Annotated in this window: 22 protein-coding genes; 8 read left to right on the plus strand and 14 right to left on the minus strand. The window is 69.5% G+C overall.

Features of this window, described 5'->3' with window-relative positions:
- Nucleotides 1-7 precede the first annotated feature (7 nt).
- The 4 genes from ACYVKR_RS21055 to ACYVKR_RS21070 are packed head-to-tail and all read right to left on the minus strand — an operon-like array spanning nucleotide 8 to nucleotide 5,396.
- A complete protein-coding gene (locus ACYVKR_RS21055; RefSeq protein WP_460482930.1) occupies nucleotides 8-1,762 on the minus strand; it encodes an ABC transporter permease subunit in 1,755 nt (584 codons plus the stop codon).
- Entirely contained in the window at nucleotides 1,759-2,853 is a 1,095-nt protein-coding gene (locus ACYVKR_RS21060) for an ABC transporter ATP-binding protein (protein ID WP_460482931.1), read from the minus strand. The genes ACYVKR_RS21055 and ACYVKR_RS21060 overlap by 4 nt, the downstream gene beginning before the upstream one ends.
- The gene (locus ACYVKR_RS21065; RefSeq protein ID WP_460482932.1) at nucleotides 2,850-3,947 is read right to left on the minus strand and encodes an ABC transporter substrate-binding protein; all 1,098 of its coding nucleotides are present in this window, start codon (nucleotides 3,945-3,947) and stop codon (nucleotides 2,850-2,852) included. The genes ACYVKR_RS21060 and ACYVKR_RS21065 overlap by 4 nt, the downstream gene beginning before the upstream one ends.
- Nucleotides 3,948-3,959: 12 nt before the next feature.
- Nucleotides 3,960-5,396: an FAD-binding oxidoreductase gene (locus ACYVKR_RS21070; protein ID WP_460482933.1), complete on the minus strand. Its 1,437-nt coding sequence runs from the start codon at nucleotides 5,394-5,396 to the stop codon at nucleotides 3,960-3,962.
- A gap of 233 nt (nucleotides 5,397-5,629) precedes the next feature.
- Between ACYVKR_RS21070 and ACYVKR_RS21075 the strand changes: the two genes are divergently transcribed.
- Both ACYVKR_RS21075 and ACYVKR_RS21080 read left to right on the plus strand, forming a co-directional pair.
- On the plus strand, nucleotides 5,630-6,850 hold the full coding sequence (locus tag ACYVKR_RS21075; RefSeq protein ID WP_460482934.1) for an ABC transporter substrate-binding protein: 1,221 nt from the start codon (nucleotides 5,630-5,632) through the stop codon (nucleotides 6,848-6,850).
- Nucleotides 6,851-6,887: 37 nt separating this feature from the next.
- Nucleotides 6,888-8,789 (plus strand): ABC transporter permease, encoded by a 1,902-nt coding sequence (locus tag ACYVKR_RS21080; protein WP_460482935.1) that lies wholly within the window; start codon nucleotides 6,888-6,890, stop codon nucleotides 8,787-8,789.
- Between the two features lie 91 nt (nucleotides 8,790-8,880).
- Here ACYVKR_RS21080 and ACYVKR_RS21085 read toward each other — a convergent pair whose 3' ends face one another.
- The 8 genes from ACYVKR_RS21085 to ACYVKR_RS21120 form a co-directional block, all read right to left on the minus strand.
- Nucleotides 8,881-9,414, minus strand: coding sequence for a hypothetical protein (locus ACYVKR_RS21085; RefSeq protein ID WP_460482936.1), 534 nt, complete (start codon nucleotides 9,412-9,414; stop codon nucleotides 8,881-8,883).
- Between the two features lie 125 nt (nucleotides 9,415-9,539).
- Nucleotides 9,540-11,027 (minus strand): GTPase family protein, encoded by a 1,488-nt coding sequence (locus ACYVKR_RS21090; protein ID WP_460482937.1) that lies wholly within the window; start codon nucleotides 11,025-11,027, stop codon nucleotides 9,540-9,542.
- Nucleotides 11,024-12,538, minus strand: coding sequence for a DUF2868 domain-containing protein (locus tag ACYVKR_RS21095; protein ID WP_460482938.1), 1,515 nt, complete (start codon nucleotides 12,536-12,538; stop codon nucleotides 11,024-11,026). Before ACYVKR_RS21095 ends, ACYVKR_RS21090 begins: the two co-directional genes overlap by 4 nt.
- Before the next feature lie 34 nt (nucleotides 12,539-12,572).
- A complete protein-coding gene (locus ACYVKR_RS21100) occupies nucleotides 12,573-13,187 on the minus strand; it encodes a TetR/AcrR family transcriptional regulator (RefSeq protein ID WP_460482939.1) in 615 nt (204 codons plus the stop codon).
- Nucleotides 13,188-13,397: 210 nt separating this feature from the next.
- Entirely contained in the window at nucleotides 13,398-14,057 is a 660-nt protein-coding gene (locus tag ACYVKR_RS21105; RefSeq protein WP_460482940.1) for an aspartate/glutamate racemase family protein, read from the minus strand.
- A gap of 26 nt (nucleotides 14,058-14,083) precedes the next feature.
- Nucleotides 14,084-15,520, minus strand: a complete 1,437-nt coding sequence (locus ACYVKR_RS21110; RefSeq protein WP_460482941.1) for an MFS transporter — start codon at nucleotides 15,518-15,520, stop codon at nucleotides 14,084-14,086.
- Nucleotides 15,521-15,676: 156 nt separating this feature from the next.
- Complete coding sequence (locus tag ACYVKR_RS21115; RefSeq protein WP_460482942.1) at nucleotides 15,677-16,519, minus strand: MurR/RpiR family transcriptional regulator; 843 nt, start codon at nucleotides 16,517-16,519, stop codon at nucleotides 15,677-15,679.
- Between the two features lie 34 nt (nucleotides 16,520-16,553).
- The gene (locus tag ACYVKR_RS21120) at nucleotides 16,554-18,089 is read right to left on the minus strand and encodes a YifB family Mg chelatase-like AAA ATPase (RefSeq protein ID WP_460482943.1); all 1,536 of its coding nucleotides are present in this window, start codon (nucleotides 18,087-18,089) and stop codon (nucleotides 16,554-16,556) included.
- Between ACYVKR_RS21120 and ACYVKR_RS21125 the strand changes: the two genes are divergently transcribed.
- The 4 genes from ACYVKR_RS21125 to amt all read left to right on the plus strand — a co-directional run bounded on the left by ACYVKR_RS21125 (nucleotide 18,088) and on the right by amt (nucleotide 20,926).
- The gene (locus ACYVKR_RS21125) at nucleotides 18,088-18,243 is read left to right on the plus strand and encodes a hypothetical protein (RefSeq protein ID WP_460482944.1); all 156 of its coding nucleotides are present in this window, start codon (nucleotides 18,088-18,090) and stop codon (nucleotides 18,241-18,243) included. The genes ACYVKR_RS21120 and ACYVKR_RS21125 overlap by 2 nt on opposite strands.
- Before the next feature lie 108 nt (nucleotides 18,244-18,351).
- Nucleotides 18,352-19,095: a TorF family putative porin gene (locus ACYVKR_RS21130; protein WP_460482945.1), complete on the plus strand. Its 744-nt coding sequence runs from the start codon at nucleotides 18,352-18,354 to the stop codon at nucleotides 19,093-19,095.
- Nucleotides 19,096-19,119: 24 nt separating this feature from the next.
- Nucleotides 19,120-19,458 carry a P-II family nitrogen regulator gene (locus tag ACYVKR_RS21135; RefSeq protein WP_460483196.1) on the plus strand — a complete coding sequence of 113 codons (339 nt, stop codon included), beginning with the start codon at nucleotides 19,120-19,122 and terminating at the stop codon, nucleotides 19,456-19,458.
- A gap of 67 nt (nucleotides 19,459-19,525) precedes the next feature.
- Nucleotides 19,526-20,926 carry an ammonium transporter gene (amt, locus tag ACYVKR_RS21140; RefSeq protein ID WP_460482946.1) on the plus strand — a complete coding sequence of 467 codons (1,401 nt, stop codon included), beginning with the start codon at nucleotides 19,526-19,528 and terminating at the stop codon, nucleotides 20,924-20,926.
- A gap of 64 nt (nucleotides 20,927-20,990) precedes the next feature.
- On the opposite strand, the gene ACYVKR_RS21145 is transcribed toward amt, so the two are convergent.
- The gene (locus tag ACYVKR_RS21145; protein WP_460482947.1) at nucleotides 20,991-23,255 is read right to left on the minus strand and encodes an aminotransferase class V-fold PLP-dependent enzyme; all 2,265 of its coding nucleotides are present in this window, start codon (nucleotides 23,253-23,255) and stop codon (nucleotides 20,991-20,993) included.
- Between the two features lie 101 nt (nucleotides 23,256-23,356).
- Between ACYVKR_RS21145 and ACYVKR_RS21150 the strand changes: the two genes are divergently transcribed.
- Together ACYVKR_RS21150 and ACYVKR_RS21155 are read left to right on the plus strand one after the other, a co-directional pair.
- Complete coding sequence (locus ACYVKR_RS21150) at nucleotides 23,357-23,818, plus strand: Lrp/AsnC family transcriptional regulator (protein WP_460483197.1); 462 nt, start codon at nucleotides 23,357-23,359, stop codon at nucleotides 23,816-23,818.
- A gap of 70 nt (nucleotides 23,819-23,888) precedes the next feature.
- A complete protein-coding gene (locus ACYVKR_RS21155) occupies nucleotides 23,889-24,833 on the plus strand; it encodes an SMP-30/gluconolactonase/LRE family protein (protein WP_460482948.1) in 945 nt (314 codons plus the stop codon).
- Here the strand turns inward: ACYVKR_RS21155 and ACYVKR_RS21160 are convergent.
- The gene (locus ACYVKR_RS21160; RefSeq protein WP_460482949.1) at nucleotides 24,830-25,810 is read right to left on the minus strand and encodes a helix-turn-helix transcriptional regulator; all 981 of its coding nucleotides are present in this window, start codon (nucleotides 25,808-25,810) and stop codon (nucleotides 24,830-24,832) included. The two genes, ACYVKR_RS21155 and ACYVKR_RS21160, sit on opposite strands and share 4 nt — an antisense overlap.
- Nucleotides 25,811-25,855: the final 45 nt, after the last annotated feature.

Below are 25,855 nucleotides of genomic sequence, written 5' to 3' on the forward strand. Positions count from 1 at the left end.
CTTTGCGTCATGCGGAGGTGCGGCGGCGCAGCCAGTCCGCACAGGTGATCAAAATGCCGATGAAGGCGAACAAACAGGTGGAGACGGCGGCGATGACCGGCGAGATCTGCAGCGTCACCTCGTCCCAGAACTGCTTGGGCAGCGTGGAGCTGAGGCCGCCCGAGGCGAACAGCGAGATCGTCAGCTCGTCGAACGAGGTCGCGAAGGCGAACAGGAAGGACGAGGTCAGGCCCGCCGCGATGATCGGGAAGGTCACGTAGCGCAGCGTCTGCCAGGGGCGTGCGCCCAGGCTCTGCGCGGCCAGGTCCAGCCGCGTGTCGTAGTTGCGCAGCACGGCCATCATGGTCATCACCACGTAGGGGATGGCGATCACCGTGTGGCCCAGCACCAGGCCCAGCGAGGTACCCACCAGGCCCACCTTGGCGAAGAAATAGAACATGCCGACGGCGATGATCATGCGCGGCACGATCAGCGGCGCGAGCACGAAGCCCAGCACCAGCGCCTTGCCGCGCATCTGGCCGCGCACCAGCAGGAAGGCCACCGGCGTGCCGACGGCCATGGCCGCCAGCGCCGCGAAGAAGCCCACGGTGAACGAGCGCAGCGTGGCCGACAGCCACAGCGGCGAGGCCAGCATGTCCTGGTAGTGCTGCAGCGTGAAGCCCTGCGGCGGCCAGTTCAGCCCCGACTTGCCGGCGAACGACATCGGGATCATCAGCAGCGCCGGCACGCTCAGGAAGAACAGCAGCACGACAACGGCCACGCGCAGCGGCGTGGAGTCGCCCTGCTGCACCTCGCGGCGGCGCGAGCGGGGGATGAGCGCGATCAGCCTGTCGCTGGCCGTGCCGAGGAAGCCCAGCACCGCGTCGGAGACATTGCGCAGGAAGCCGCTGCTGTGGTTGGCCTTGGTGGACTGCGCACCGGTCATGGTGGACAGGCCCAGCACCTTGTCGTAGAGCGCGAACACGGCCAGCACCACCACCAGCAGCAGCACCGAGATCGAGCCGGCGAAGCCCCAGTTCATCACCTGCAGCACCTGCTCGATGATGAGCTGGGTGATCATGGTCTCCTTGCGGCCGCCCAGCAGCTGCGGCACGATGAAGAAGCCCACGGCGGTCACGAACACCATGATGGCGCCCGCGGCCACGCCGGGCATGGACAGCGGGAAATACACGCGCCAGAACGCCGTGCCGGGGCGCGCGCCCAGCGTGAGCGCGGCGCGCGGCAGGTTGCGGTCGATGTTCTCCATCACCGACAGCATGGTCAGCACCGCCAGCGGCATCAGCGCATGCACCATGCCCACGAGCACGGCGCCGAAGCTGTAGAGCATGTTCGACGGCGCATCCTGCAGGCCCAGCGCCAGCAGCAGCTGGTTGACCACGCCGTTGCGGCCCAGCATCACGATCCACGCGAAGGCGCGCACCAGGAAGCTGGTCCAGAACGACAGCAGCACCCAGAACACCCAGCGGCTCTTGCGCTCCTTGGAGAGCGACGAGATCAGGTAGGCCACCGGGTAGCCGCCGACGATGGACAGCAGCGCCGTGATCAGCGAGATCTTCAGCGTGATGAACATGGTGTCCATGTACACCGACGAGGCGAACAGCTGCTGGTACTTGGCGGGCGTGAAGGCGCCGTCGCTGTAGATGCTGAGCAGCAGCAATTGGCCCACGGGGTAGACCAGCAGCACCAGGAACAGCAGCACCAGCGGCGTCGCCATCAGCACGGGCTTGACCCAGGCCGGCCGGGGAGTGGCGGCGGCGCTCATGGCTGCTCCGGCACGGCCACGGCGTCGGCGCTGGCCCAGCCAAAGGCCACGCTGCTGCCGATACCGAAGCCTGGCGTGTTCACCGACGTGGGGAAGGACAGCACGATGGGCGCGTTGCCGAGCTGCGCGGCCGACAGGTAGAGCTTGGTCAGGCCGCCGGTGATCATGGTGTCCATGACCTGGCCGGTGAACGACTGCTGGGCGTCACCCAGGGCGCTGCCCAGCGCGATGTTCTGCGGCCGCACCATCACGCGCACGGCCGCGCCGGCCGGCAGCGGCTGGTGGGCCGAGGCGCGGATCGCCGTGCCCGAGCCTGCCAGCGCGATCTCGGCCTGGCCGTCCGCGGCTTGCACCACTGCGCCCTGCAGCAGGTTGCTCTCGCCCAGGAAGTCGGCCACGAAGGGCGTGCGCGGGCGGAAGTACAGGTCGCCCGGCGTGCCGAGCTGCTCGATGCGCCCGCCGTTCATTAGGCAGATGCGGTCGGACATGGTCATCGCCTCTTCCTGGTCGTGAGTCACGTAGACGATGGTGGTGCCCGATTCGCGGTGGATGCGCTTGATCTCGAGCTGCATGTGCTCGCGCAGCTTCTTGTCCAGTGCGCCCAGCGGCTCGTCCATCAGCACGATGGAGGGCTTATAGACCAGGCAGCGCGCCAGCGCGATGCGCTGCTGCTGGCCGCCCGACAGCTCCTTGGGAAAGCGCTGCGCCACATGCGGCAGGTGCACCAGCTCCAGCGCTTCCTGCGCACGCTTCATCGCCGCCGCGCGATCTACCTTGCGCATCTTCAGCGGAAAGGCGATGTTCTCCGCGATGGTCATGTGCGGGAACAGCGCGTAGTTCTGGAACACCATGCCGATGTCGCGCTCGTAGGGCGCGCCATAGGTCACGTCCTGGCCGTTGATGAGCAGCTGGCCCTCGTCGGGCACGGCCAGGCCGGCGATCATGCTCAGCAGCGTGGTCTTGCCGGAGCCCGAGGGGCCGAGCAGGGTCAGGAACTCGCCCTCGGCGACCTGCAGGTCGGTGGGGTGCAGCGCCACGAACGAGCCGTAGCGCTTGGCGAGCCCGGCGATCGATAGCTTCGCGTTCGTCACTTCAGCACCCAGCCGTTGAATTTCTCGATCACGGCGGCCTGGTTCGCCAGCCAGTACTTGGCGTCGATCTGCAGGCCGGTCTTGATGTTGTCGGGGAAGGTCGGGCAGTCCTTGGCCAGCTCGGGCTTGATGTGCTTGAAGGCTTCGGGCTGGGTGACGCCGGCGGCGAAGTACTGCACCAGCGAGGCCATGCGCTGCGGCTCGGACGCGAACTTGATGAACTCGCGGCAGGCGTCGGCATTGGGCGTGCCGGCCAGGATGGACCAGCTGTCCACGCCCCAGATGTTCTGGTTCCAGACGATGCCGATGTTGGCGCCGTCGGCGTTGGCCGACTGCGGGCGCGACACCCAGGTGGCGATCAGGTCGACCTCGCCGGACTTGAGCATCTGCTCCACCTGCGCGCCCGAGTTCCACCACACGTCCACCTTGGGCTTGATCTGGTCCAGGGTCTTGAAGGCGCGGTCCAGGTCCAGCGGGTAGACCTTGTCGTTGGCCACGCCCGAGGCCATCAGCGCCTCTTCCAGTGTGTCGAACGGGTGCTTGCGCAGCGCGCGGCGGCCGGGGAAGTCCTTCACGTTCCAGAAGTCGGCCCAGGACTTGGGCTCGGCCCGGCCCTTGAAGGCTTCCTTGCGGTAGGCCAGCACCGTGCTGTAGACGTTGGTGCCCACGCCGTAGGGCGACATGTACTGCGCGGGAATGGTCTTGACGAAGGGATCGTTCTCCAGCCCGTGTTTCTCCAGCAGTGGCTTGCCGCCGGAGGTGAGCAGCAGGATCGCCGGCTGGCTGATCTTGGCCATGTCCCAGGTGTAGTTCTTGGTCTCGACCATGCTGCGGATCTGCGCCACCGGCTCGGCCGTGGCCTGCACGCCAACCACCTCGATGCCGGTCTTCTGCGTGAAGGGCTTGTAGTACACCGCGCCGTAGGCCTTGGTGTAGATGCCGCCGTCGTCGCGCACCACGATGCGCTTGGACTGGGCGCGCGCATAGCGCAGCACGGCGGGGGCGGCGATCAGGCCGGCGCCGGCGGCCGCGGCCTTCAGCGCCTGGCGGCGCGATACCTGGGGGGCTTGTTGGGCGGAACGGATGTCGGTCATCGGGAATTCCTTTCAGTGGGAAGGCGTGGCGGGCAACAAGCGCCCAGGGTTGAAAAGCTGCTCGGGATCGAGCGCCTGCTTGATGGTGTGCATCAGGTCGAGTTCGACCGGGGGCTTGAACAGGCCCATTTCCTCGGTCAGCACCTGGCCTATGCCGTGCTCGGCGCTGAAGGTGCCGCCCAGCGCGTGCGCGACCTCGTTCACGGCCTGCTTGACGGCGTGCGACAGGCGGTCCTGCTGTTCGGGCGCCAGTGCGCGCCACTGTTCGAACGACACCTGCGGGATGAAGTGCACGTTGCCGTCCCCCAGGTGGGCGACGACGATGATGGGCGCGCCCGGCAGCACGCGGTGCGCCGCCGCGGTGGCCTGGGCGATGAAGGCGGGCACGGCCGACAGCGGCACCGCCGGGTCGGTGTTGATGCCGATGCCGGCTTTCTTGTTGCCTTCGGAGACGCTGTGGCGCACCTCCCACCAGTCCGCCTGCTGCTGGCCGCTGGCGGCCAGCGCGGCGTCGAGCAGCAGGCCCTCGCTGGCGGCGGCTTCCAGCACCTCTTCGAGCGCGGCGGCCAGCACGGCCTCGCCGCCGGTGTCCGACAGCTCCACCAGCACATGCCAGGGGTGCTGGGGGTTCAGCGGCGCGCGCCGGCCGCTTACCTGCTGCAGCACGATGTTGAGCTGCACGTCGTTCATCAGCTCGTAGGCCGACAGCGCGGCGCCGCAGCGGCGCTGCAGGCGCGCCAGCAGCGTGAGGGCCGTCTGCGGCGAGTCCACCGCCAGCCAGGCCATGGCGCGCGCGGTGGGCAGCGGGTGCAGCTTCAGCGTGGCCGCGGTGACGACGCCCAGCGTGCCCTCGGAGCCGATGAACAGATGCTTGAGGTCGAAGCCGGTGTTGTTCTTGCGCAGGCCGTACAGGCCGTTCCAGATGCGGCCGTCGGGCAGTACCACCTCCAGCCCCAGCACGTTCTCGCGCGTATTTCCATAGCGCAATACGCCCGTCCCGCCTGCGTTGGTGGCGATATTGCCGCCGATCTGGCACGAGCCCTCGGCGCCCAGGCTCACCGGGTAGAGCCGATCGTGCGCCGCGGCGGCCTGCTGCACGGCGGCCAGCACGCAGCCGGCCTCGACCACCATGGAGTTGTTGGCCACGTCCACCGAGCGCACCTGGCGCATGCGGGCCAGGTTGATGACCACGGTGCCGGGCAGCTCGGCGCGCGGCACGGCGCCTTCGCACAGGCTGGTGTTGCCGCCCTGGACCACGATGGGCGCCCCGGCCTGGCGGCAGAGCCTGACGATCGCCGCCACCTGCTCGGTGGTGGACGGCAGGGCCACGCACTGCGCGCGGCCCTGGTAGCGCCCGCGCCAGTCGCTCAGGTGCCCGGCCATGTCCTCGGGGCCGCGCAGCACGGCGCTGTCGCCGAGTTGGGCCACCAGTTGCTGAACCACGTCCATGTCGCGCACCCCTTGCCGTGTATCGAAGCCTGCATGATGCAACGCTCTTCATAAAATCGAAATTAGATGAAATACGAATACATATAATCTCAATAAGATTAAATTTCCAACGATGCTGCCTGCCGGCGGATGGGGGCGGCGCTTCGGCCCGGAAGCGGCGACAATGGCGCGGTTCCAAAAGCGGCCCCTGCGCGGGTCCGCTGCGTGCCTGCCATCGATCTGGAGATATCTGCATGAAGACTTTGCTTGTTCGCCGCGCCTGGCTGGCCGGCGCCGCACTCGCCCTGGCCGGGGCCGGCCTGGCCACCCCGGCGGCCCATGCGCAGGACGTGATCAAGATCGGCGAGATCAACAGCTACAAGAACCAGCCCGCCTTCCTCGAGGCCTACAAGCGCGGCATGGAGCTGGCGGTGGACGAGGTCAACGCCGGCGGCGGCGTGAACGGCAAGAAGCTGGTGCTCATCACCCGCGACGACAACGCCAACCCCGGCGACACGGTGCGCGTGGCCGAGGAGCTGATCTCGCGCGAGAAAGTCGATGTGCTGGCGGGCGGCTTCCTGTCCAACACCGGCATGGCGCTGACCGACTTTGCCAAGCAGAGGAAATTCTTCTACCTGGCGACCGAGCCGCTGACCGACAAGATGGTCTGGAGCAGTGGCAACGCCTACACCTTCCGCCTGCGGCCCTCGACCTACATGCAGGTGTCGATGCTGGTGGAGGAGGCCGTCAAGCTCAAGAAGAAGCGCTGGGCCATCGTCTACCCCAACTACGAATACGGCCAGTCGTCCATCGCCACCTTCAAGGCGAAGATGAAGGCGGCCCAGCCCGACGTGGAGTTCGTCACCGAACAGGCCACGGTACTGGGCAAGGTGGATGCCGGCAGCGTGGTGCAGGCGCTGGCCGATGCCAAGCCGGATGCGATCTTCAACGTGCTGTTCGCCACCGATCTGACCAAGTTCGTGCGCGAAGGCAACACGCGAGGGCTGTTCAAGGACCGCCCGGTGGTGAGCGTGCTCAGCGGCGAGCCCGAGTACCTCGACACGCTGAAGAACGAGACGCCCGACGGCTGGATCGTCACCGGCTACCCGGTGCACACCATCAACACGCCCGAGCACAAGGCCTTCTTCCTGGCCTACCAGGCGCGCTTCAAGGACTACCCGCGCCAGGGCTCGGTGGTGGGCTACACCGGCATCAAGTCGCTGGTGGCCGGCATCAAGCTGGCCGGCTCCACCGACACCGAGAAGCTGGTCAAGGCCTTCGAGGGCCTGCAGCTGCTGTCGCCGTTCGGCATGATCACCTACCGCGCCCAGGACCACCAGTCGACCATGGGCGCTTACGTGGGCAGGCTCAAGAAGGTGAAAGGCAAGGGCGAGATGGTGGACTACGTCTACCGCGACGGCAAGAACTACCTGCCGTCGGACGAGGAAGTGAAGAAGCTGCGCCCGGCTTCCTGAGCATTTGGCGGAAATTTGCCGGTAGATGCGGTGATTTATGAGCTTTTCGGGGCTGCTGGTTCAATTGCTCAATGGCCTGGCCGGGGCCTCGTCGCTGTTCCTGGTGGCGGCGGGGCTGTCGCTGATCTTCGGCGTCACGCGCATCGTCAACTTCGCCCACGGCTCGCTGTACATGGTGGGGCTGTACGCGGCCTACCGCTTGGCCGAGGCGCTGGCGCCCTGGGGTGACGGCTGGGCCTTCTGGCTGGCGATCCCGCTGGCGGCGCTGGGCGTGGGCCTGCTGGGCGCGGTGGTCGAGATCGTGCTGCTCAGGCGCATCTACCGGGCGCCCGAGCTGTTCCAGCTGCTGACCACCTTTGCGCTGGTGCTGGTCATCAAGGACGCGGTGCTGTGGCTGTGCGGGCCCGACGAGCTGCTGGGGCCGCGCGCGCCGGGGCTGGAGGGCGCCGTCGACATCCTGGGCCGCGCCTTCCCCAGCTACGATCTGTTTTTGATAGCGGCTGGCCCTTGTGTGCTGGGCCTGGTATGGCTTCTGCTGCACAAAACCCGCTTCGGCGTGCTGGTGCGTGCCGCCACGCAGGACCGCGAGATGGTGGCGGCGCTGGGCGTGCGCCAGGCCTGGCTGTTCACCGCGGTGTTCGCGCTGGGCGCGCTGCTGGCCGGGCTGGGCGGCGCGCTGCAGCTGCCGCGCGAGCCGGCGATGCTGGAGCTGGACCTGCAGACCATAGGCGCGGTCTTCGTGGTGGTGGTGGTCGGCGGCATGGGCTCGCTGGTCGGCGCCTACCTCGCGGCGCTGCTGGTGTCGCTGGTCAAGTCGCTGTGCATCTGGCTCGGCGTGGTCGAGATCGCGGGCGTGGCGGTGGCGTTTCCGCAGCTCACGCTGGTGGCGGACTTCGTGGTGATGGCCGTGGTGCTGGTGCTGCGGCCCTGGGGCCTGCTGGGCCGGCCGCAGCCGCCGCAGCGCCACCAGGGCCGGCCCGAGCAGCCGCTGCGCGCGCCCGGCCGCAGCGCGTGGGCGGTGGGCGTGCTGGCGGGCCTGCTGCTCGCGGCCATGCCGTGGCTGGCGGGCGAGGGCTCGTACACGCTGGTGCTGCTGATCGACCTGCTGGTTGCCGCGCTGTTCGCGGTGAGCCTGCATTTTCTGATGGGGCCGGCCGGCCTGCATTCGTTCGGCCATGCGGCCTATTTCGGGCTGGGGGCCTATGGCGCGGCGCTGTTGCTGCGCGCCGCCGCGCTGCCGATGGAGGCGGCGCTGCTGCTGGCGCCGCTGGTGGCAGCGCTGGGCGCCTGGGTGTTCGGCTGGTTCGCGGTGCGGCTGTCGGGCGTGTACTTCTCGATGCTGACGCTGGCGTTCGCGCAGATCACCTGGGCCACGGCCTTCCAGTGGGACTCGGTCACCGGCGGCAGCAATGGCCTGACCGGCATCTGGCCGGCCGCATGGCTGTCGGACCGCCGCTGGTTCTACGGGTTGGTGCTGGCGCTGGCCGCCGTGGCGGTGCTGTGGCTGTGGCGCGTGCTGCATGCGCCGTTCGGCTATGCGCTGCGCGCCGGACGCGATTCGCCGCTGCGCGCCGAGGCCATCGGCATGAATGTGGCGCGCCTGCAATGGCGCGGCTTTGTGCTGGCAGGTGCGGTAGCGGGGCTGGCCGGGGCCTTGTTCGCCTTCTCCAAGGGCAGCATCTCGCCCGAGACCATGGGCGTGGCCCGCTCGGTCGATGGCCTGGTGATGGTGCTGCTGGGCGGGGTGCAGACGCTGGCCGGGCCCATCGTGGGTGCCTTCGGCTTCACCTGGCTGCACGATGCGCTGGCGCGCAGCACCGACTACTGGCGCGCCGCGCTGGGCGGGGTGATGCTGGCGCTGGTGCTGCTGTTCCCGCAAGGGCTGGCAGGCTATGCGGCGCTGGCCTGGCAGCGGGTTTTGAATAAAAAGCCGGTCTAGCGCTTATCCAGAAAGCGCAAGTAGCTCTGTTTTTGATAGTAAAAACCCCGCAGGGCCTGCGCCGTGCGGGGTGGTTGGCTGCGGGTTGCGCTTACGACGCGCAGTTCTTGCTGTTCTTGGCGGCGTGCAGGCCCTTGGCCTTGGCGTCGGCCGCGCTCATGTAGGCGCCCTTCTTGGTCGTGCCGTAGTAGCGGTCGCCCTGGCAGTGGTACACCTTGGTTTCCTCGTTGGCCCAGACCATGCCGGCGCCGCCGCCGGGAGCCGGGGTGGCCGAGCGCTTGGAGGCCTTCGCTGCCTGGGCGGCGGTGGCGTCCTTGTCGATGCCCTTGTGGCCCGCGCAGGCGCCCTTGGCGGTGGCGGCGGTCACGCTGCTGCCGTCCTTGCACACAAAGGTCTGCGATTTTGCTGCGGTTGCGGCCGGCGCGGCGGCAGGGGTGACTGCGGCCGGAGCCGGCGCGGGGGCAGGTGCAGCCGCAGGAGCCGGCGCAGGGGCTGCAGCTGCCGGAGCCGTTGCCGCAGGTGGCTTGGCCGGCGCAGGCGCGGTGGCCGCAGGCGTTTGGGCGAATACGGCGGCCGAGCTGCCGACGAGTGCGGTGGCGAGCCAGGTTTTCCAAGGGGTGCGCATACAGATGTCCTCTCTATCGGATGTGGCTAGTCGATATGCCACGCACATGCGTGACCGGCCCATGCTGCGCCCGTCCCCGGCGCGCGGCAAGAGGACAAACCGTGCAACGACGATTGTTGACGCATTTACGCGACAGCGTCGATCCGCGCCAGCGCCTGATCGAGGCACTGCGCCAGCAGCAGCTGCAGCGCCTGCTGCGGTGCAGCAGGATCGACGGTGCCGCGCAGCTGCGGCCACAGCGCGGCCAGCTCGTCGGCCCGGGCCTGCAGCGCGGCCTGCACCGCGTCGTTCCAGCGCTGGGGCGCGGCGGGGCTGGTGTAGCGCCCCTGGCCGCGGCCGAAGTGCGAGATCACCAGGTACTTGAGCAGGGCCTGCGCGGCCAGCGCATCGAGGTAGGGGCCCGAGAGCGTGAAGCGCTGCGCCTGCTGGTCGAAGACCTTGTTGGCGCCCCAGGCCGCGCCGGCGAAGGTGACCGCGCCCACCAGCGCGCCCAGGATCGCGCCGGCGCCCAGCGTCATGCCGCCGGCCAGCAGGTCGGCGCCCAGGCCGCTGGCGGCGGCGGCGGTGAGCGCGCCCCAGAGCCCTGCGGCCTGCGGGTCGATGGGCGTGCTGATCTGCAACTGCTCGCGCAGCTGCTGCTGGATCTGGCTGGCCGCGTTGCCGTCGAGCCGGTGCAGCGCCAGCAGGCGCTGGGTGCATTCCACGTCCTGCGCCTGCAGCTGGTGCAGCAGGCGCTGCATGGCGCCGGCCTCCTGCGGGCTGGCGTCAGGCGCGGGTTTGATCCGGCTCTTGACCAGGTGCAGCGCGCGCTGCCACAGCGCCTGCTCGGGGGCATCGGCCTGCTCCTGCAGCCGGGCGGCGGCGGCGAGCTGCGCGGCCAGCGCCTGCAGCGAGGCCTCGACCCGCTCGCGCTCGCGCGCGCTGCGCGACTGCAGCAGGCGCTGGTAGGCCGCCTGCTTGGCGGTGGGCAGCAGCGGCGCGATGGAGCCCAGCACCTCGCTCTCGTGCCGCCAGCTGCGGGTGAAGGCGTCGAGCACGCGCACGCTGCGCACCGTGTCGCCGAAGGCCGCGGTGGCGCGCTGCCAGCGCTGCAGGTCGGCCGCGGTCTGCTCGGGCGAGGTGTCGCTGCCGATCTGGTTCAGCACCACCACCACGGGCTTGCGCATCCACTGCAGGATGCGCATCTCCGACTCCCAGTAGCCGGCGTCGGCCGGGTCTTCGGCGGCGTTGACCAGGTAGAGCATCACGTCGGCATGGTCGCGCGCGGCCAGCAGCGCGCGCTGGCTCAGGTAGAAGGGCCGGTCGCGCCAGCGGTCCCAGACGTGGGTGAGGAACCAGCCCAGCGGGTTGCCCTGCTGGCGCAGGCGCTCGTACAGGCGCAGCGAGTCGCCGAAGCCCGGCGTGTCCCACAGCCACAGCGTGTCGCCCTGGCCGCTCTTCTCCAGCAGGTAGCGCTGCGACTGGCTGGTGACGTGGGCGGCGTCCTGGATCTCGCCGACGTCGTCGGCCAGCAGCGTGCGCGCCAGCGTGGTCTTGCCGATATTGGTGTGCGACAGCAGGCACCAGGCGATGCTGGTGTCGGCGCCGGGTGGCGGGTCGATCGCGGTCGTCATGCCGTGGCGCAGGGAAGGATGGTGGCCGCCAGCCCGTAGGGCCGGACGAACTCGCGCCACAGCTGCTCGCGCTCCTGCAGGCGGCGCGGCGTGGCGCGGTTGCGCTCGGCGAAGTCCTGCGCCCACAGCCAGACCTGCGCGCCGCTGCCCCAGCGCTCGCGCGCCTCGGCCAGCAGCACGCCGTGGACCTCGGCCTCGGGCGTCGCGGCCAGGCTGAGCAGCAGTACGGGCTGGGCGCCGTCGGCCACGGCCTGGCCGGCGGCCGGCGGCAGCGGGTCGCCGTAGCGAACGGTGTTCTGCCACTGCAGCTGCGCGCCGGCGCCGTGCTGCTGCGCCACCCAGGCCTGCAGCACCTGCTGGCGCTCGGGCGACGGCGCCAGGTTGTAGGGTGTGATGCGCAGCGTGGTGGCCAGCCCGCCAAAGTCGCGCAGCAGGTCCTGGAAGTAAGCCTGCTTCCAGGGCAGAGGCAGGCGGTTGCGCAGCCAGCGCGCACGCGCCCACTGCCACAGCGCCAGCAGGGTGCGCGGCACGACCACCACGGCCGCCAGCAGCGTGCTATAGGCCACCACCCACTGCGCGCCTATCGAGGGCGGCGTGAACATGCGATTGGGCACGGGCGGCACCTCGGGGTTCGCCACCCAGCCCTGCAGTGCCTGGATGTCGGCCAGCGACCAGGGGCTGGCGTGCAGCAGCGCCTGTGCAGGCCAGAACAGTGCGTTCAGCAGGCGCTGCACCTGTTCGGCCGACAGGAAGGTGCTTTCCCAGCCGACCTGGTAGGCGTTCGTCAGCCCGGTGGTCCACAGCGAGGCCAGCGCGCCCAGCGCCAGCATCGCGGCGCCCAGGTGCAGCCACTGCAGCCACTGCGCGTGGCGCGCGTTGCGGGCCAGGTTCCACCAGTTCTTCTCGAAGGCCAGCGCCATCTTGCGCAAGGGGTTGCCGCGCAGCGGCTGCCAGCGCTTGCCCGACAGGCGCTGCCACCAGGGCGGCGCCGCGCTGGCCGAGGCAGGGGCGGCGGCCTCGGCCAGCGCGGTCGGCACCAGCGGTGCAGCCGCCGGCGGCGCGCGCCGCAGCCAGGCCCAGGTGCCGTGCAGCAGCAGCCAGGCGTACATCAGCAGGTTCCAGGCCACCAGGGCCAGCAGCGGCAGCGACAGCAGGTTCACGCGGTGCGGGTCGGCGATGCGGTGGCCCGCAAAGCCCACGAGCAGCGCGCCCGCCACGATGGCCAGCGGAATCCACGGCGCCAGGCGGGCGCTTTGCTGCCACACCTGCCGCACGTCGGCGGGAAGTTCGCTGGCCTGGATGATGCGCGCGGCCCGCTGCTGCACGAAAGCCTGGAAGCGCGGCGACGCCGTGGTGGGGGCGTCGCCGGGCGGCAGCGGCTCGGAACCCAGCGCGTGCAGCGTGTCGGCCGTGAGGGCCTGGCAGCGCTCGGGCGTGGGCAGGGCGGGCGAAGGGGGCGCGGTCTCTATGGCATAGGCCAGCACAATGTCGCGAACGGCATCCGGTCTCATGCGCGTATTGTGCCGCCGGCGCGGCCGGCCCGCCTCAGGCCGGGACCTTGAGCGGTGCCATGCCCTCGAAGAAAACTGTGCAGAATTGTTTCGCCACCTGCGCGATCGAGCCCTTGCGCGGGTTGTACCAGGCCTGGGCGTAGTTCACCGTGCCGAGGATGAAGACGCGGCACAGGCCCAGGTCCACGTCGGGCCGCAGGTAGCCCTCGGCCTGCAGCTCCAGCAGCAGCCGGTCCCAGACCTTGCGGTGCTGCTGGTGGCGCTTGTCCTGCTGGCGCTGCAGTTTCTCGGGCAGCTGCCCCAGCAGCTTGCTGTTGGCGGCGGCGAAGTCGCTGTGGGTGACGAAGCCATCCAGAATGCCGGCGACGGCGGCTTCGAAGCGTTGGCGGGAATTGGCACCGGCGGGCAGCGCATCCAGGTGCGCCTGCAGCGTCTGCTCGCACTGCGCCACGCCGTGCGCCATCACATGCTCGACTAGGTCTTCCTTCGACGCGAAGTGGTAGTAGATGCTGGCCGCCTCGATGCCAGCCTGCTCGGCGATGGCGCGCATGGTGGTGGCTGCGTAGCCGTGGGCTCCCAGCATCCTTGCGGCGTGGCGCAGCAGGTTTTCACGCGTGTCGGTCGCCACCGTGACTGGCTTTCTGGCCATGCGGACCCTTTGTCGATGGATGGTTTGGTGGGGGCTATGGTAGCGAATAAAAAGCCGGCGCCGCCGCAGGCCGGCGGCACCGGGGCCGGTATTTTCTACTATTAAAAAAGGAGCTGCTTGCGCTTTTCATCATTGGATTTCAATATGAAATATATTGAAATCCAAGATGTACAAAGCGCAAGCAGCTCCTGTTTTTGATAACGCAGGCGTTTATGCGGTGGCGGCGGCCATCTGCCGGCCCAGCCGGCGCACCGCGGCGCTGATCGGGGCGATCAGCGGCATGTCGAAGCGTTTGGACAGGCTCACCGCGGCCTGGCCCAGCGGGCCGCCGCCGATGATCACGGCCTGTGCGCCTTCGTTGAGGCACTCCTGCGTGGCCACGGCCAGCGCGTCCTCCAGCGACTGGGGGTGCGCCGTGAGGGCGCGCGGTTCGCCAGGCGTGAGCCGCACACCGGTGTAGAGCTCGCCCAGGCCAAGCTGGCGGGCCTTGGCGTCGATGGCGTCGACCAGGTCGGGCGTCACCGTCGCCACGCCGAAGCGTCGGCCGCCTTCGGCGGCTTCGAGCATCGAGGACTCGCAGATGCCGACTACGGGCGTGGCGCCGCTGAGGGCGCGTACCTGGTCGACGCCTGGGTCGCCGAAGGCGCTGATGATGACGCCGGCACAGGGCACGCTGGCGCTGCGCCAGACGCGCTCCACCTCGACGGCCGCGGCCTGGAGTTCGGTCTCGTTCACGATCATCGACGGGCCGCCGCTGGCGGTGACGCCGACGACGGTGAAGCCGGCCGGCGCATCGGCCTGCGCGATGCGCACCATCATCTCGGTGGTGGCATGGGACGAGTTCGGGTTGATGAGCAGGATATTGGGCATAAGCAAAAGTCGTCGGTAAGGCAGGGTCAGGCGGTGCGCGGCGCGGCCTGGGGCTCTTCGGCGAGCAGCGGCTCGGCGTCGGGCGAACGGCCATAGGTCTCGGGCACGCTCTGCACGCTGACCACGAAGACCGCGTACATCGCGGCCACCATGCCGAAGATGCCGGCGATGCCCGCGCTCTCGAGCAGGCGGCCTGCCACCAGCGGCATGAAGGCGCCGGCGGCCGTGCCGGTGGCCAGGATGAAGGCGGTGCCGAAGGCGCGCACCCGGGTGGGGTAGAGCTCGGGGGCGAAGATCCAGATGGTGGTGTTCAGCAGCAGCACGAAGAACTGGAAGATGGCGCCGGCGACGAGCAGCATGACGATGCTCTTGGCCGCGAAGCCGATGACCAGGGCCGCCACGCCGGCGCAGACCGCGCCGGCCGTCAGCACCCGCTTGCGCGGGAACCTGAAGCCCAGCGCCGAGGCCGCGATGGCGCCCAGCAGGCTGCCGCCTTGCATGATCATCGTGAACAGCAGGCTCTTGGACACCGTATAGCCCAGCGTGACCAGGATGGTCGGCATCAGCGTCAGCACCGAGATCTGCGCGCCGTAGGCCATCCAGATCGTGATGCACAGCGGGATGGTGCGCCGCGCCAGCGCGCCGCGGAAGATCTCGGTCACGCGCACCTTGACCTTGGCGGCCGCGGAGGGGGCCTTGCCGTCGTCGGTGAGGAAGGCCGTCACCGGCGTGTTCTTGGCCGACAGGCGGCCGCTGGCCAGCTTGGACAGCACCACGTTGGTTTCGCGGATGCGGCCTTGCGACAGCAAAAAGCGCGGCGTCTCGGGGATGTAGCGGCGGTAGAAGGCGCCCAGCAGCGCGGGCACCATCAGCGCGATGAACAGCCAGCGCCAGGCGTTGTCGCCCGGGAACAGCGTGAACACCAGCAGGCCGAAACCGGGGGCCAGGAAGTTGCCCAGGCCGCCGGCACCCACGTTGACCAGGCCCACGGCCGTGCCGCGGAACTTGGTGGAGCAGAACTCCGCCAGCATGGTGACGGCGATGGCGATCTCGCCGCCCAGGCCGAAGCCCACGACCACGCGGCCCAGCGCCATGACCGTGAGGTTGGGCGCGGCGGCGCAGATGCCCGCGCCGATGGTGAACAGCAGCAGGTCCACCGTCAGCATGGTGCGGCGGCCCCAGCGGTCGGCGATCAGGCCCGACAGGATGCGGCCCACGGCCGCGCTGGCGAAGGTGGCCGTGTTGAGCATGCCGATGTCGGCGGCCGTCAGGCCCCACTGCTCGCGCAGCATGGGCCCGACGATGCCGACGGCGTTCTGCTCGAACGCGTCGAACAGGCAGCCGATGAGGATCAGGAAGATGATGGTGTGGTGCGATCGGGTCACGCCGATCTGGTCGAGCGCTCGGTCGAGCTCGGCGACGCGGGGGGAATCAGGTCCGGAGGAAAGTGCGGGGCCAGCCATGGCTACTCCTGGGTTGGGACGGGAAGGAGGGCGTAGCCCCCGGTGAATGCCATCCAGATTTCACATTTTGATTTATGTGAAATTTGAATTTCATTTAGGGGTGTAATGTAGAAATCGCCTTGCCAGGCGTCAACGGGGGTTTCCCCGGGGCTGGGGTTAGAGCTCTTCGAGCGCCTCGTGCGCCAGCTCGATGGCGGCCAGGCGCTTGCGGCCGGCTGCGCCGCAGGCCTCGATGGTGGTGGTGGCGATCAGGTTGCACACCGCCATGACTGCCGCGTGGTCGTCGAGCCGGCCGGTGCCGCGGCAGTCGCAAGGCAGCGACCAGGTCGCACCGGCGTGGTCGGGCGAGCTGCTGTCGCTGATGAACAGCAGCTTGGCGCGTGCCTGGGTGGCGGCCTGCAGCAGGTCGCGCATCTGGCGCGTCGGGCGGCGCATGCCGAACGCGATCACGCAGTCATCGCGGCCGATGTCGGCCAGGTATTCGCCCAGCGATTCGCCCGGCCCGGGGATGGTGGTGACGCGCGGCAGCACCTGCACGAGTTGCCAGCGCAGGTAGGCCGCGAAGCCATGGCTGGCCCGGCTGCCGAAGACCAGCACCTGCCGCGCGCTGGCCAGGCTCTTGGCGATCTCGGCCATGGTGCGGTCCGACAGCCGCGCGAAGCTGGCCTCCAGGTTGGCCTGCGACTGCTGGAAATGCGCCGCGACGCTGCTGGCCGCCGGCTGGCTGCCGGTGCTGGCCTGGAACAGCGGCGAGCCGCTCTCGCGCTCTTCGCGCGCATGGCGCCGTGCCTCTTCGTAGTTGCCGTAGCCGATGCGCCGTATGAAGCGGCTCACGGTCGATGGCGACACGCCCGCCAGCTCCGCCAGCTCGCTGCCGGCATAGCTCGCGAGTTCGCCGGGAAACTCCAGCAGGAAGTGGGCCAGCTGCCTTTCGGTGGCGGGCAGGTTGTCGAGCTGGCTGCGGACGCGGTGGACGAAGGACTGCGATGGTGTGGGCATGCACCATTGTGGCAAGTTTTACCGGGGGCGCGGCTCAGTCCGCACCGCCCAGCAAGGCCCGCCGGTACTGCACAGCCTCGGCGGCATGCGCGGTCGTGATGTGCCCGGCATCCGCCAGGTCGGCGATGGTGCGGGCCACGCGCAGCGCGCGGTGGATGCCGCGCGCCGACCAGCCGAGCTTGTGCGCCGCCGTCTGCAGCAGCGCGAGCGCCGCGGGCTCGGCTTGGTGGTGGGCATCGAGCAGCTGGCCCTGCAGCTGCTGGTTCTCCACGCCCTGCCGCTGCACGGCGCGTGCCCGGGCGGCGACCACGCGGGCGCGCACTGCGGCCGAGGGCTCGCCTGCCGGCGCATGCAGCAGCTCGTCGGGCGGCAGCGGCGCGACTTCGAGGTGCAGGTCGATGCGGTCGAGCAGCGGCCCGCTGATGCGCGACTGGTAGCGCGCCACCTGGTCGGGCGTGCAGCGGCAGGCGCGCTGGCGAGAGCCGCGGAAGCCGCAGGGGCAGGGGTTCATCGCCGCGATCAGTTGGAAGCGCGCCGGAAACTGCGCCTGCCGCGCGGCGCGCGCGATGGTGATGTGGCCGGTCTCCAGCGGCTCGCGCAGCGCCTCGAGCGCGGCACGGGGAAACTCCGGCAACTCGTCCAGAAACAGGATGCCCCGGTGGGCCAGCGAGATCGCCCCGGGCTGCGGCGGGCTGCCGCCGCCCACCAGGGCCACGGCGCTGGCGGTGTGGTGCGGCGCCTGGGTGCTGCGCTGGCCCCAGCGCGCGGGATCGAAGCGCCCGGCCAGGCTGTGCAGCGCGGCGTTCTCCAGCGCCTCGGTGACGGTCATCGCCGGCAGGATGCCGGCAAAGCGCTGCGCCAGCATGGACTTGCCCGCGCCCGGGGCGCCCAGCATCAGCAGGTTGTGCCCGCCGGCGGCGGCGATCTCCAGCGCGCGCCGGGCGGCGGTCTGCCCTTTGACGTCGGCCAGGTCGGCATGCTCGCCCGCGGGCAGGTCGGTGGGCGGCGTGAGCCGGCGCCAGCCATCGGCGGCGGGCGCATCGGCCTCAGGCTGTAGCGCAAAGTGGCGCACCACGTCGAGCAGGTGTTCGGCGCGGTAGATTTCGGCGCCGGGCACCAGGGCGGCTTCCTCGGCACTGCCCGGCGGCAGCACCTGGCGCACCGGCAGGCCGCGCTGGTGCAGATCCATGCTGGCGGCGAGCGCGCCGCGCACCGGCCGCAGCGCGCCCGACAGCGACAGCTCGCCGGCGAACTCGTAGTGCGCGAGTTGCGTGCCGTCGATCTGTCCGCTGGCCGCGAGAATGCCGATGGCGATCGCCAGGTCGAAGCGGCCCGAGTCCTTGGGCAGGTCGGCCGGCGCCAGGTTGACGGTGATGCGCTTGTTGTGCGGAAACTCCAGCCCGCTGTTGGACAGCGCTGAGCGCACGCGCTCGCGCGCCTCCTTCACCTCCACATCGGCCAAGCCCACCAGCGTGAAGCTGGGCAGGCCATTGGCCAGATGCACTTCCACCGACACCGCGTGCGCCTGCAGCCCGACCAGCGCCCGGCTTTGCACCATTGCAAGACTCATGGAACCCTCTCTGCGTTTTTTTCTGCCATCGATGCACCATGTTGGTGCATTTGCGCCGGTGCGTGTTGGTGCACCGCTGTGCACAAGCATGGGCAAGAACGCGGGCGATGGCAAGGGTTGGGCTGGCAAAGGCGTTGTCAATTTGCAAATTTGATAGCTGCTTGCGCTTATTGGATGGGGATTGCGGGTTATTTTTACTTCAAATGGCACGCTCCCTGCATTGCCACAGCCATCCAAGCAAGACGATGCAAAGGGGTGAATGATGGCGAAGTTCGACAAACCTACCGGCAAGCACTGGGCCCTGGCCGCCCTGGTGGCACTGGCGCCTATGGCGGCCAGCGCGCAGTGGTCGGCCAACCTGGGGCTGACGACGAACTACAAGTTCCGCGGGCAGGACCAGAACACCGCGCATGCACGGGTCATCAAGCCGGCGCTGCAGGGCGGCGTGGACTACGCCTTCGGCGACTCGGGCTTCTATGTGGGCAACTGGAACTCGATGGTCAACTGGCTCGACAACAACAAGGTCGAGATGGACTTCTACGGCGGCTACAAGTTCAAGGCGGCCGACGTGGACTGGGACGTGGGCGCGCTGACCTATGTGTACCCCGGCAACAGCACGGGCAACACCACCGAGCTGTACGGCGCCGGCACCTACGGTCCGCTGACGGTGAAGTACTCGCACACCGTGTCCAAGGACTATTTCGGCTGGGCCGGCAACAAGATCGATGGATCGATGAAAGGCCGCAACACCGGCTACCTGAACGTGGCCTACGCGCAGGAGATCGCGCCCAAGCTGACGCTGAAGCTGGCGCTGGGCTACACGCGCTTTTCCAGCGACATCAAGGACCTGGGCGTGCCCAACTACGTGGACTACAGCGTGGGCGGCGCCTACGACCTGGGCGACGGCTTCGCGCTCAGTGCCGCCTGGGTGGGGGCCAACAAGCGCAGCTATTTCGGCTGGGTGAACAAGGGGCGCGCCATCGTCGCCCTGAACAAGACTTTCTGATCTTTCGAGGAGCACATCATGACCATGAAAATGGTGACCGCCGTGATCAAACCCTTCAAGCTGGACGAGGTGCGCGAAGCGCTGTCGGACATCGGCGTGAATGGCATCACCGTGAGCGAAGTCAAGGGCTTCGGCCGCCAGAAGGGCCACACCGAGCTGTACCGCGGCGCCGAGTACGTGGTCGATTTCCTGCCCAAGGTGAAGCTGGAAGTCGCGGTGAGCGAAGACCTGGTGGACCGAGTGATCGAGGCCATCGAGGGCGCGGCGCGCACCGGCAAGATCGGCGACGGCAAGATCTTTGTTGCGCAGCTGGAGCAGGTGGTGCGTATCCGCACCGGCGAGACTGGGGTGAATGCTATTTAAATAATAGCTATTGCCGCTTATTTCTATTGCCTTAAAGCCTGATTTGATTCAAAAGGGTGTGAACACCATGCGAAAACTACTCCTCCTCCTTCCCGGGCTGGCGCTGGGCGCCGTGGCCGTGGGTGCCTGGGCCGCCGATCCGGCCGCTGCGGCCGATGCCGCACAGGCCGCCGCCGCACCGGTGGCTGCCGCTGCCGAAGCGGTTGCCGATGCCGCTGCTGCAGCACCGGCTGCCGCGCCCACGCTGAACGCGGGCGACACGGCGTGGATCCTGACCTCGGCCATGCTGGTGACGCTGATGGTCATCCCCGGCCTGGCGCTGTTCTACGGCGGCCTGGTGCGCGCCAAGAACATGCTCTCGGTGCTGGCGCAGGTGTTCACCATCTTCGCGCTCATCACCGTGCTGTGGGCCATCTACGGCTACTCGCTGACCTTCGCGGGCGAGGGCAACTTCTTCGGCGGGCTGGAGAAGGCCTTCCTGATGGGCATCAAGCCCGATACGCTGTCGGGCCCCATGCCCACGGTGCCGGAGTTCGCCTTCGTGTCGTACCAGTCCACGTTCGCGGCCATCACGGTGGCGCTGATCGTCGGCGCCTTCGCCGAGCGCATCAAGTTCGCGGCCGTGCTGGTGTTCGCCGTGCTGTGGTTCACCTTCAGCTATGTGCCGATCGCGCACATGGTCTGGGGCGGCGGCCTGCTGGGCAAGGACGGCGCGCTGGACTTCGCCGGCGGCACCGTGGTGCACATCAACGCCGGTATCGCCGGCCTGGTGGGCTCGTATGTGCTGGGCAAGCGCATCGGCTTCGGCCGCGAGGCGCTGGCGCCGCACAGCCTGACGCTGACCATGGTGGGCGCCTCGCTGCTGTGGGTGGGCTGGTTCGGCTTCAACGCCGGTTCGGCCGGCGCGGCCAACGGCATCGCGGGCCTGGCCTTCATCAACACCATCGTCGCCACGGGCGCCGCCACGCTGTCGTGGCTGCTGGGCGAGGCGCTGCACAAGGGCAAGCCCTCGATGCTGGGCGCGGCCTCGGGCGCCGTGGCGGGCCTGGTGGCGATCACGCCGGCCGCCGGCTTCGTCGGCCCCATGGGCGCCATCGTCATGGGCCTGATCTGCGGCATCCTCTGCCTGTGGGGCGTGAGCGGCCTCAAGCGCCTGCTCAAGGCCGATGACACCTGCGACGTGTTCGGCGTGCATGGCGTGGGCGGCATCGTCGGCGCCATCCTGACCGGCGTGTTCGCATCGCAAAGCCTGGGCGGCACCGGCGGCCTCACGCCCGATACCTTCGACATGGCGGCGCAGGTGTGGGTACAGGTCAAGAGCGTGCTGATCACCATCGTGTGGTCGGGCGTGGTGTCCTTCATCGCCTACAAGGTGGCCGGCCTGCTGGTGGGCCTGCGGGTGAGCGAGGAATCCGAGCGCGAAGGGCTGGACATCAGCTCGCACGGCGAAGTGGCCTACAGCCGCTGATCGTTCCGCATACTCCTTGGGGGGCCGGACGGGTGATGAACCCGCCCGGCCTTTTTTTCGTTGCTCAGAGGGTTGCGGTGGCCGCAGGCTCGGGCCACAGCGCCAGGCCACCGGCCAGGCTGAAGGCCTGGTCGTGCCCCAGGCGGCGCAGCGCACGCGCGGCCTGGGCGCTGCGGTTGCCGCTGCGGCAGTAGAAGACCACCGGCGTCTCGGCGGGCAGCGCCAGCCATTGCGGCAGCGCGTTCAGCAGGCCCGACAGCGGCACGGCCTGCGCGTGGCCGTCGCCTTCCAGGCCGGGCGCGCCGCCCAGCTGCTGCTCGTAGGGCTCGCGCACATCCACCAGCAGCGGTGCGGGGCCGGTGTGGCGCAGCGCCTGGGCCTGCGCGGCCGAGAGTTCGACGCGCTGAGGTTGGCAGGCACCCATGGTGGCATCGACGCGGGCACCGCAGGCCATGGTCTGGTACGCGGTGGGCGCCAGGTCGCGCTCCAGCTCGGCCTTGGCCGCGGCAAAGGCCGCCGCGTCGAGCCGGCCCTGCAGCACGCCGGCCAACTGCGGCTGGGCCGCGCATTCCACGCTGAGCGTGCAGGCGAAGCGGTCGTCGTAGTCGTGCCCGGGCAGCAGCAGCGTGTGCGGGCCGACGGCCTGCTCCAGCACCTGCAGCGAGCCGGCGTAAGCCAGCGGCGCGCTCTGGGCGAAGTCGCTGCGGCCCAGCGCGCCGGGCAGCACGGTATCACCCACGAAGGCCAGGCGCAGCTCGGCGCCCTCGTGCAGCAGGTAGGCGGTGGAATCGGCGGTGTGGCCCGGCAGCGCCAGGCGCGCCAGGCGGTGGGCGCCGAGGTCGATCTGTGCGGCGCCCTCGGGCCAGCCCAGCGCGTCAACGCCGCCATCGGCTTGCAGCTCGGGCGGCACGGCCGCGCGCAGCTCATGCGCGGAAGACTGGTGGTCGCCATGGCTGTGTGTGTCCAGGACCGCGGCCAGCGTGAAGCCGCGGCAGCGCACCCATTGCGCGAGGCGGTCGACCAGCTCGGGCAGCGGGTCGATCACCACGCAGCGCTGGCTGGCGGCATCGGCCACCAGATAGCAGCAGGCGCCATCGACGGCAAAGCGCGTCAGCAGCGGGGCCGCGCCGTGCTCGGTGGCCGGCGGTGCCTCGACCAGGCAATTGGTGCGCAGCGCGGCGCCGCAGGCGCGGATGCGGGCGCAGGCCTCGTCGATCATCGCCGTTGGGTCGGCCGCGCCGAAGGACATGCGCACCGCGGCGGCGGTCTGCCATGCGGGCAGGCCCATGGCCTCAAGCACATAGCTGGGCTGCGCCTTAGAGGCGCTGCAGGCCGAGCCGCCGCTGACGCGCAGGCCCGCGGCGTCGAACAGGTCGAGCAGCAGCTTGGAGGCCAGACCCGGCACCGCGAAGTTCAGCGTCGTGGGCAGGCTCAGCGCCGGCGGCGCGTTGAACACCAGGCCGGCAAACGCGTCGCGCAGGGCCGATGCCAGCCGGCTGCGGTGGTCGGCCAGCGTGGCGGCGTCGGCAAAGGTGCTGCCGTCCTGCAGCGCCTGCAGCACCGCGCCCAGCGCCGCGATGCCGGCCATGTTCTCGGTGCCGGCGCGCAGCGCGCCCTCTTGCCCGCCGCCGGCCAGCAGCGGCGTGAACGGCGCGCCTTCGCGCACATAGAGCATGCCAACGCCCTTCGGCGCATAGAGCTTGTGGCCCGAGAACGGCGCGTAGTCGATGCCGCGCTCGATGGGCTGGAGCGCCAGCTTGCCCAGCGCCTGCACGCCATCCACCAGCCACAGCGCGGGGCTGCCGCGCAGCGCCTCGGCGATGCCGTCCAGGTCGCTGACCACGCCGGTCTCGTTGTTCGCCGCCATGGTGCAGACCAGGCCAGCCGAGGGTGCCTGCGCGCGCAGCCAGGCCAGGTCGTGGCGGCCATCGATGCCCACCGGAATCGCCTGGACAGGCAGGTGCAGGCCCAGCACCGCGTTCCAGTGCTTGAGCGCCTCGGGCACGGCCTTGTGCTCGGTGGCGCCGTACAGCAGTTGCAGCGCCGTGGTCTCGCCGGCATCCTGGCGGCGGCGCAGCTCGGTCAGCGCCGACAGCACGGCGGTCTGGATGCCTTCGGTGGCGCCGCTGGTGAACAGCAGCTGGCCGGTGGGCACGCCCAGCACGCGGCGCGCGGCCGCGCGCACCTCGTCGAGCAGCGCGCGGGCCTTGAGGCCGCTGCCGTGGATGCTGCTGGGGTTGCCGTAGGCATCGCCCATCACCGCCAGAGCGGCGGCGCGGGCCTGCGGGAGCACGGGGGTGGTGGCGTTGGCGTCGAGGTAGATTTCCATACGCTTATTGTCGAATTTGGGGTGGGGCATACGCATGCAAAATTGGCTGTTTGTGGCATGATTTATGGAAACTGATTCCAAAAATCATGCAAAAAATAAAACTGGATTCCATTGACCGCAAGCTGCTGGAGCTGCTGCAGACCGACGCCGAAACCCAGGTCGCCGATCTGGCGGCGCAGGTCGGCCTGTCGGCCACGCCGTGCTGGCGCCGCATCCAGCGGCTCAAGGAGGCTGGCGTCATCAAGCGCCAGGTGGCGCTGGTGGACCGCGACAAGGTGAACGTCGGCGTGACCGTTTTCGTCGCGGTGCGCACCAGCACCCACAGCCAGGAATGGTTCGAGCGCTTCCGGGGCGCGGTGCAGGCGATTCCCGAGGTGGTCGAGTTCTACCGCATGAGCGGCGACGTGGACTACCTGCTGCGCGTGGTCGTGCCCGACATCGCGGCCTACGACAAGGTCTACAAGCGGCTGATCGCCGATACGCAGCTGTTCGACGTGTCGTCCAGCTTTGCGATGGAAGAGCTGAAGTTCACCACCGCGCTGCCGCTGTCCTACATTCCCTGAGCACGGGCCGGCCGGTTGGCATGGAAAATGCGAATGCAGAGCCCATCCCCCTGTTTTGAAGAGGAAAGCCATGACCTGGCATACCGTGATCAGCCAAGCGTTCGCCGTCGGCGAGTCGCCCTTCTGGCACAGCGGCGAGCAGCGCCTGTATGGCGTGGACATCGCCGGCCGCCTGCTGTGGCGCACCGTGCCCGGCTCGGGCCTCGTCGAGCGCTGGGCCATGCCGGATGAACCCGGCTGCATCGCGCCCGCGCGCAGCAGCGGCGCCGACAGCGGCCTGGTCGTCGCGCTGCGCGACCGCATCTGCCGCGCGCCGGTCTGGGGCGGCGAGCTGCTGCCCATCGCCAGCCTGCCGATCGATGCCGCCAGCCAGCGCGCCAACGACGGCAAGTGCGACGCCCAGGGCCGGCTGTGGGTGGGCACCATCCACGAGCCCGCCAGCGGCCCGCGCCAGCCGGTGGCCGGCCTGTACTGCGTGGACGGCCAGCGCCAGTCGCCGCAGGGCGCATCGGTGCGCTCCGTGCTCGGCGGCGTCGCCAATGCCAACGGCCTGGCCTGGTCGCCCGACCGGCGCACGCTGTACTGGGCCGATACGCCCAGCCACACCATCCGCCGCTGGCGCTGCGATGTGCAGGGCAATCCTTTGGGCGAAGGCGAGGTCTTCGTGCAGTTCCCCGGCAAGCCCGAGGGCTGGCGGCCCGGCGAGCCCGGCTACGGCGGCCGCCCCGACGGCGCCGCGGTGGACGTGGACGGCAACTACTGGTGCGCCATGTACGAAGGCGGCCGCGTGCTGCAGATCTCGCCGGCCGGCGAGATCCTGGCCAGCCACGTGACCCCGGCGCTGTGCCCCACCATGCCGTGCTTCGGCGGCGCGGACGGGCGCACGCTCTACGTCACCTCGGCGCGCCACGGCCGCGGCCAGGATGAACTGGCGCAGATGCCGCTGTCGGGCTGCGTGTTCGCGATGCGCGTTGGCGTGGCCGGGCTGCCGGTGCAGCCCTGGCGCGAGGTCTAGGGCCGCACCTCCGACGGCGCCAATCCGTAGCGCCGCCGGAAGGCCCGGTTGAAGGTCGAGATGTCGGCAAAGCCGCAGTCGAAGGCGATCTCGAGCACCCGGCGGCGGCTTTGCCGCGGGTCGGCCAGCATCGCATGGGCGCGCTGCAGCCGGGCATCGCGCACATGGTCCGAGAAGCAGGTGCCTTCCTGCGCGAACAGCCGCTGTACCTGGCGGGGCGTGAGGTGGTGCAGGCGTGCGATCTGCGCCAGCCCCAGTTCGGGCGACGACAGCCGGGCCTCGATGTCGCGCCGTATCAGCGCCAGCCGGGGGGCCTGCGCGGACGGGTGCTCTGCCTCCAGCTCCGACCGCCACTCGACCGAGAAGATGCCCGCCAGCAGCGCATGCACATGGGCCACCGCGGCATCCTGTTGGCTGGCCGGCAGCGCAGGCGATTGCGCCAGCAGCTGCGCATAGCCCAGCACCAGCGCGGCACCGGGCGTATCGGGAGTCAGCTGGCGCATGGGCGCTTCTTCGAGCCGGGGCACCAGCCGGGCCAGCACCGCGCGCGGCACCTGGATGCAGGAACTGGGCCCGCCCCAGGGGGCGATGGCCTCATGGGCCCGCGCCTTGGACATGATGGCCATGCCACCGGCCGGCAGCAGCAAATCCTCGCCCGGCGTGCGCACGATGAAGCGGGTCTGCGCGGTGGCGAGGTAGATGTCGTCGGCGCCGTCGTGCATCAGCGTGGGCGAGCGCCACATGTGGGAGGGGCCGTGCACGCAGTGCGCATAGACCGTGTGCTCGCCGAGGTCGGCAATGGTGGCGGAAAAATCGAAGCCGCCGGGTGCAGCGTTGGCATGGGGCCACAGGTCCACGCGCATCAGCTCCCGCCCGTAGAGTTCGCGCAGCGCGGCCATCTTGTCGCGCCCGGGCAGTTCGCGGGAGCAAAGGCGCGACACGCGGGCATCCTGGAGGGGCGGGGCCGTATCGTTCATGGTGCTGCGCGGGCACAGAGGAAGGTGTGCCCCTTTCTGGCCGTG

Source organism: Comamonas humi (assembly GCF_054782535.1).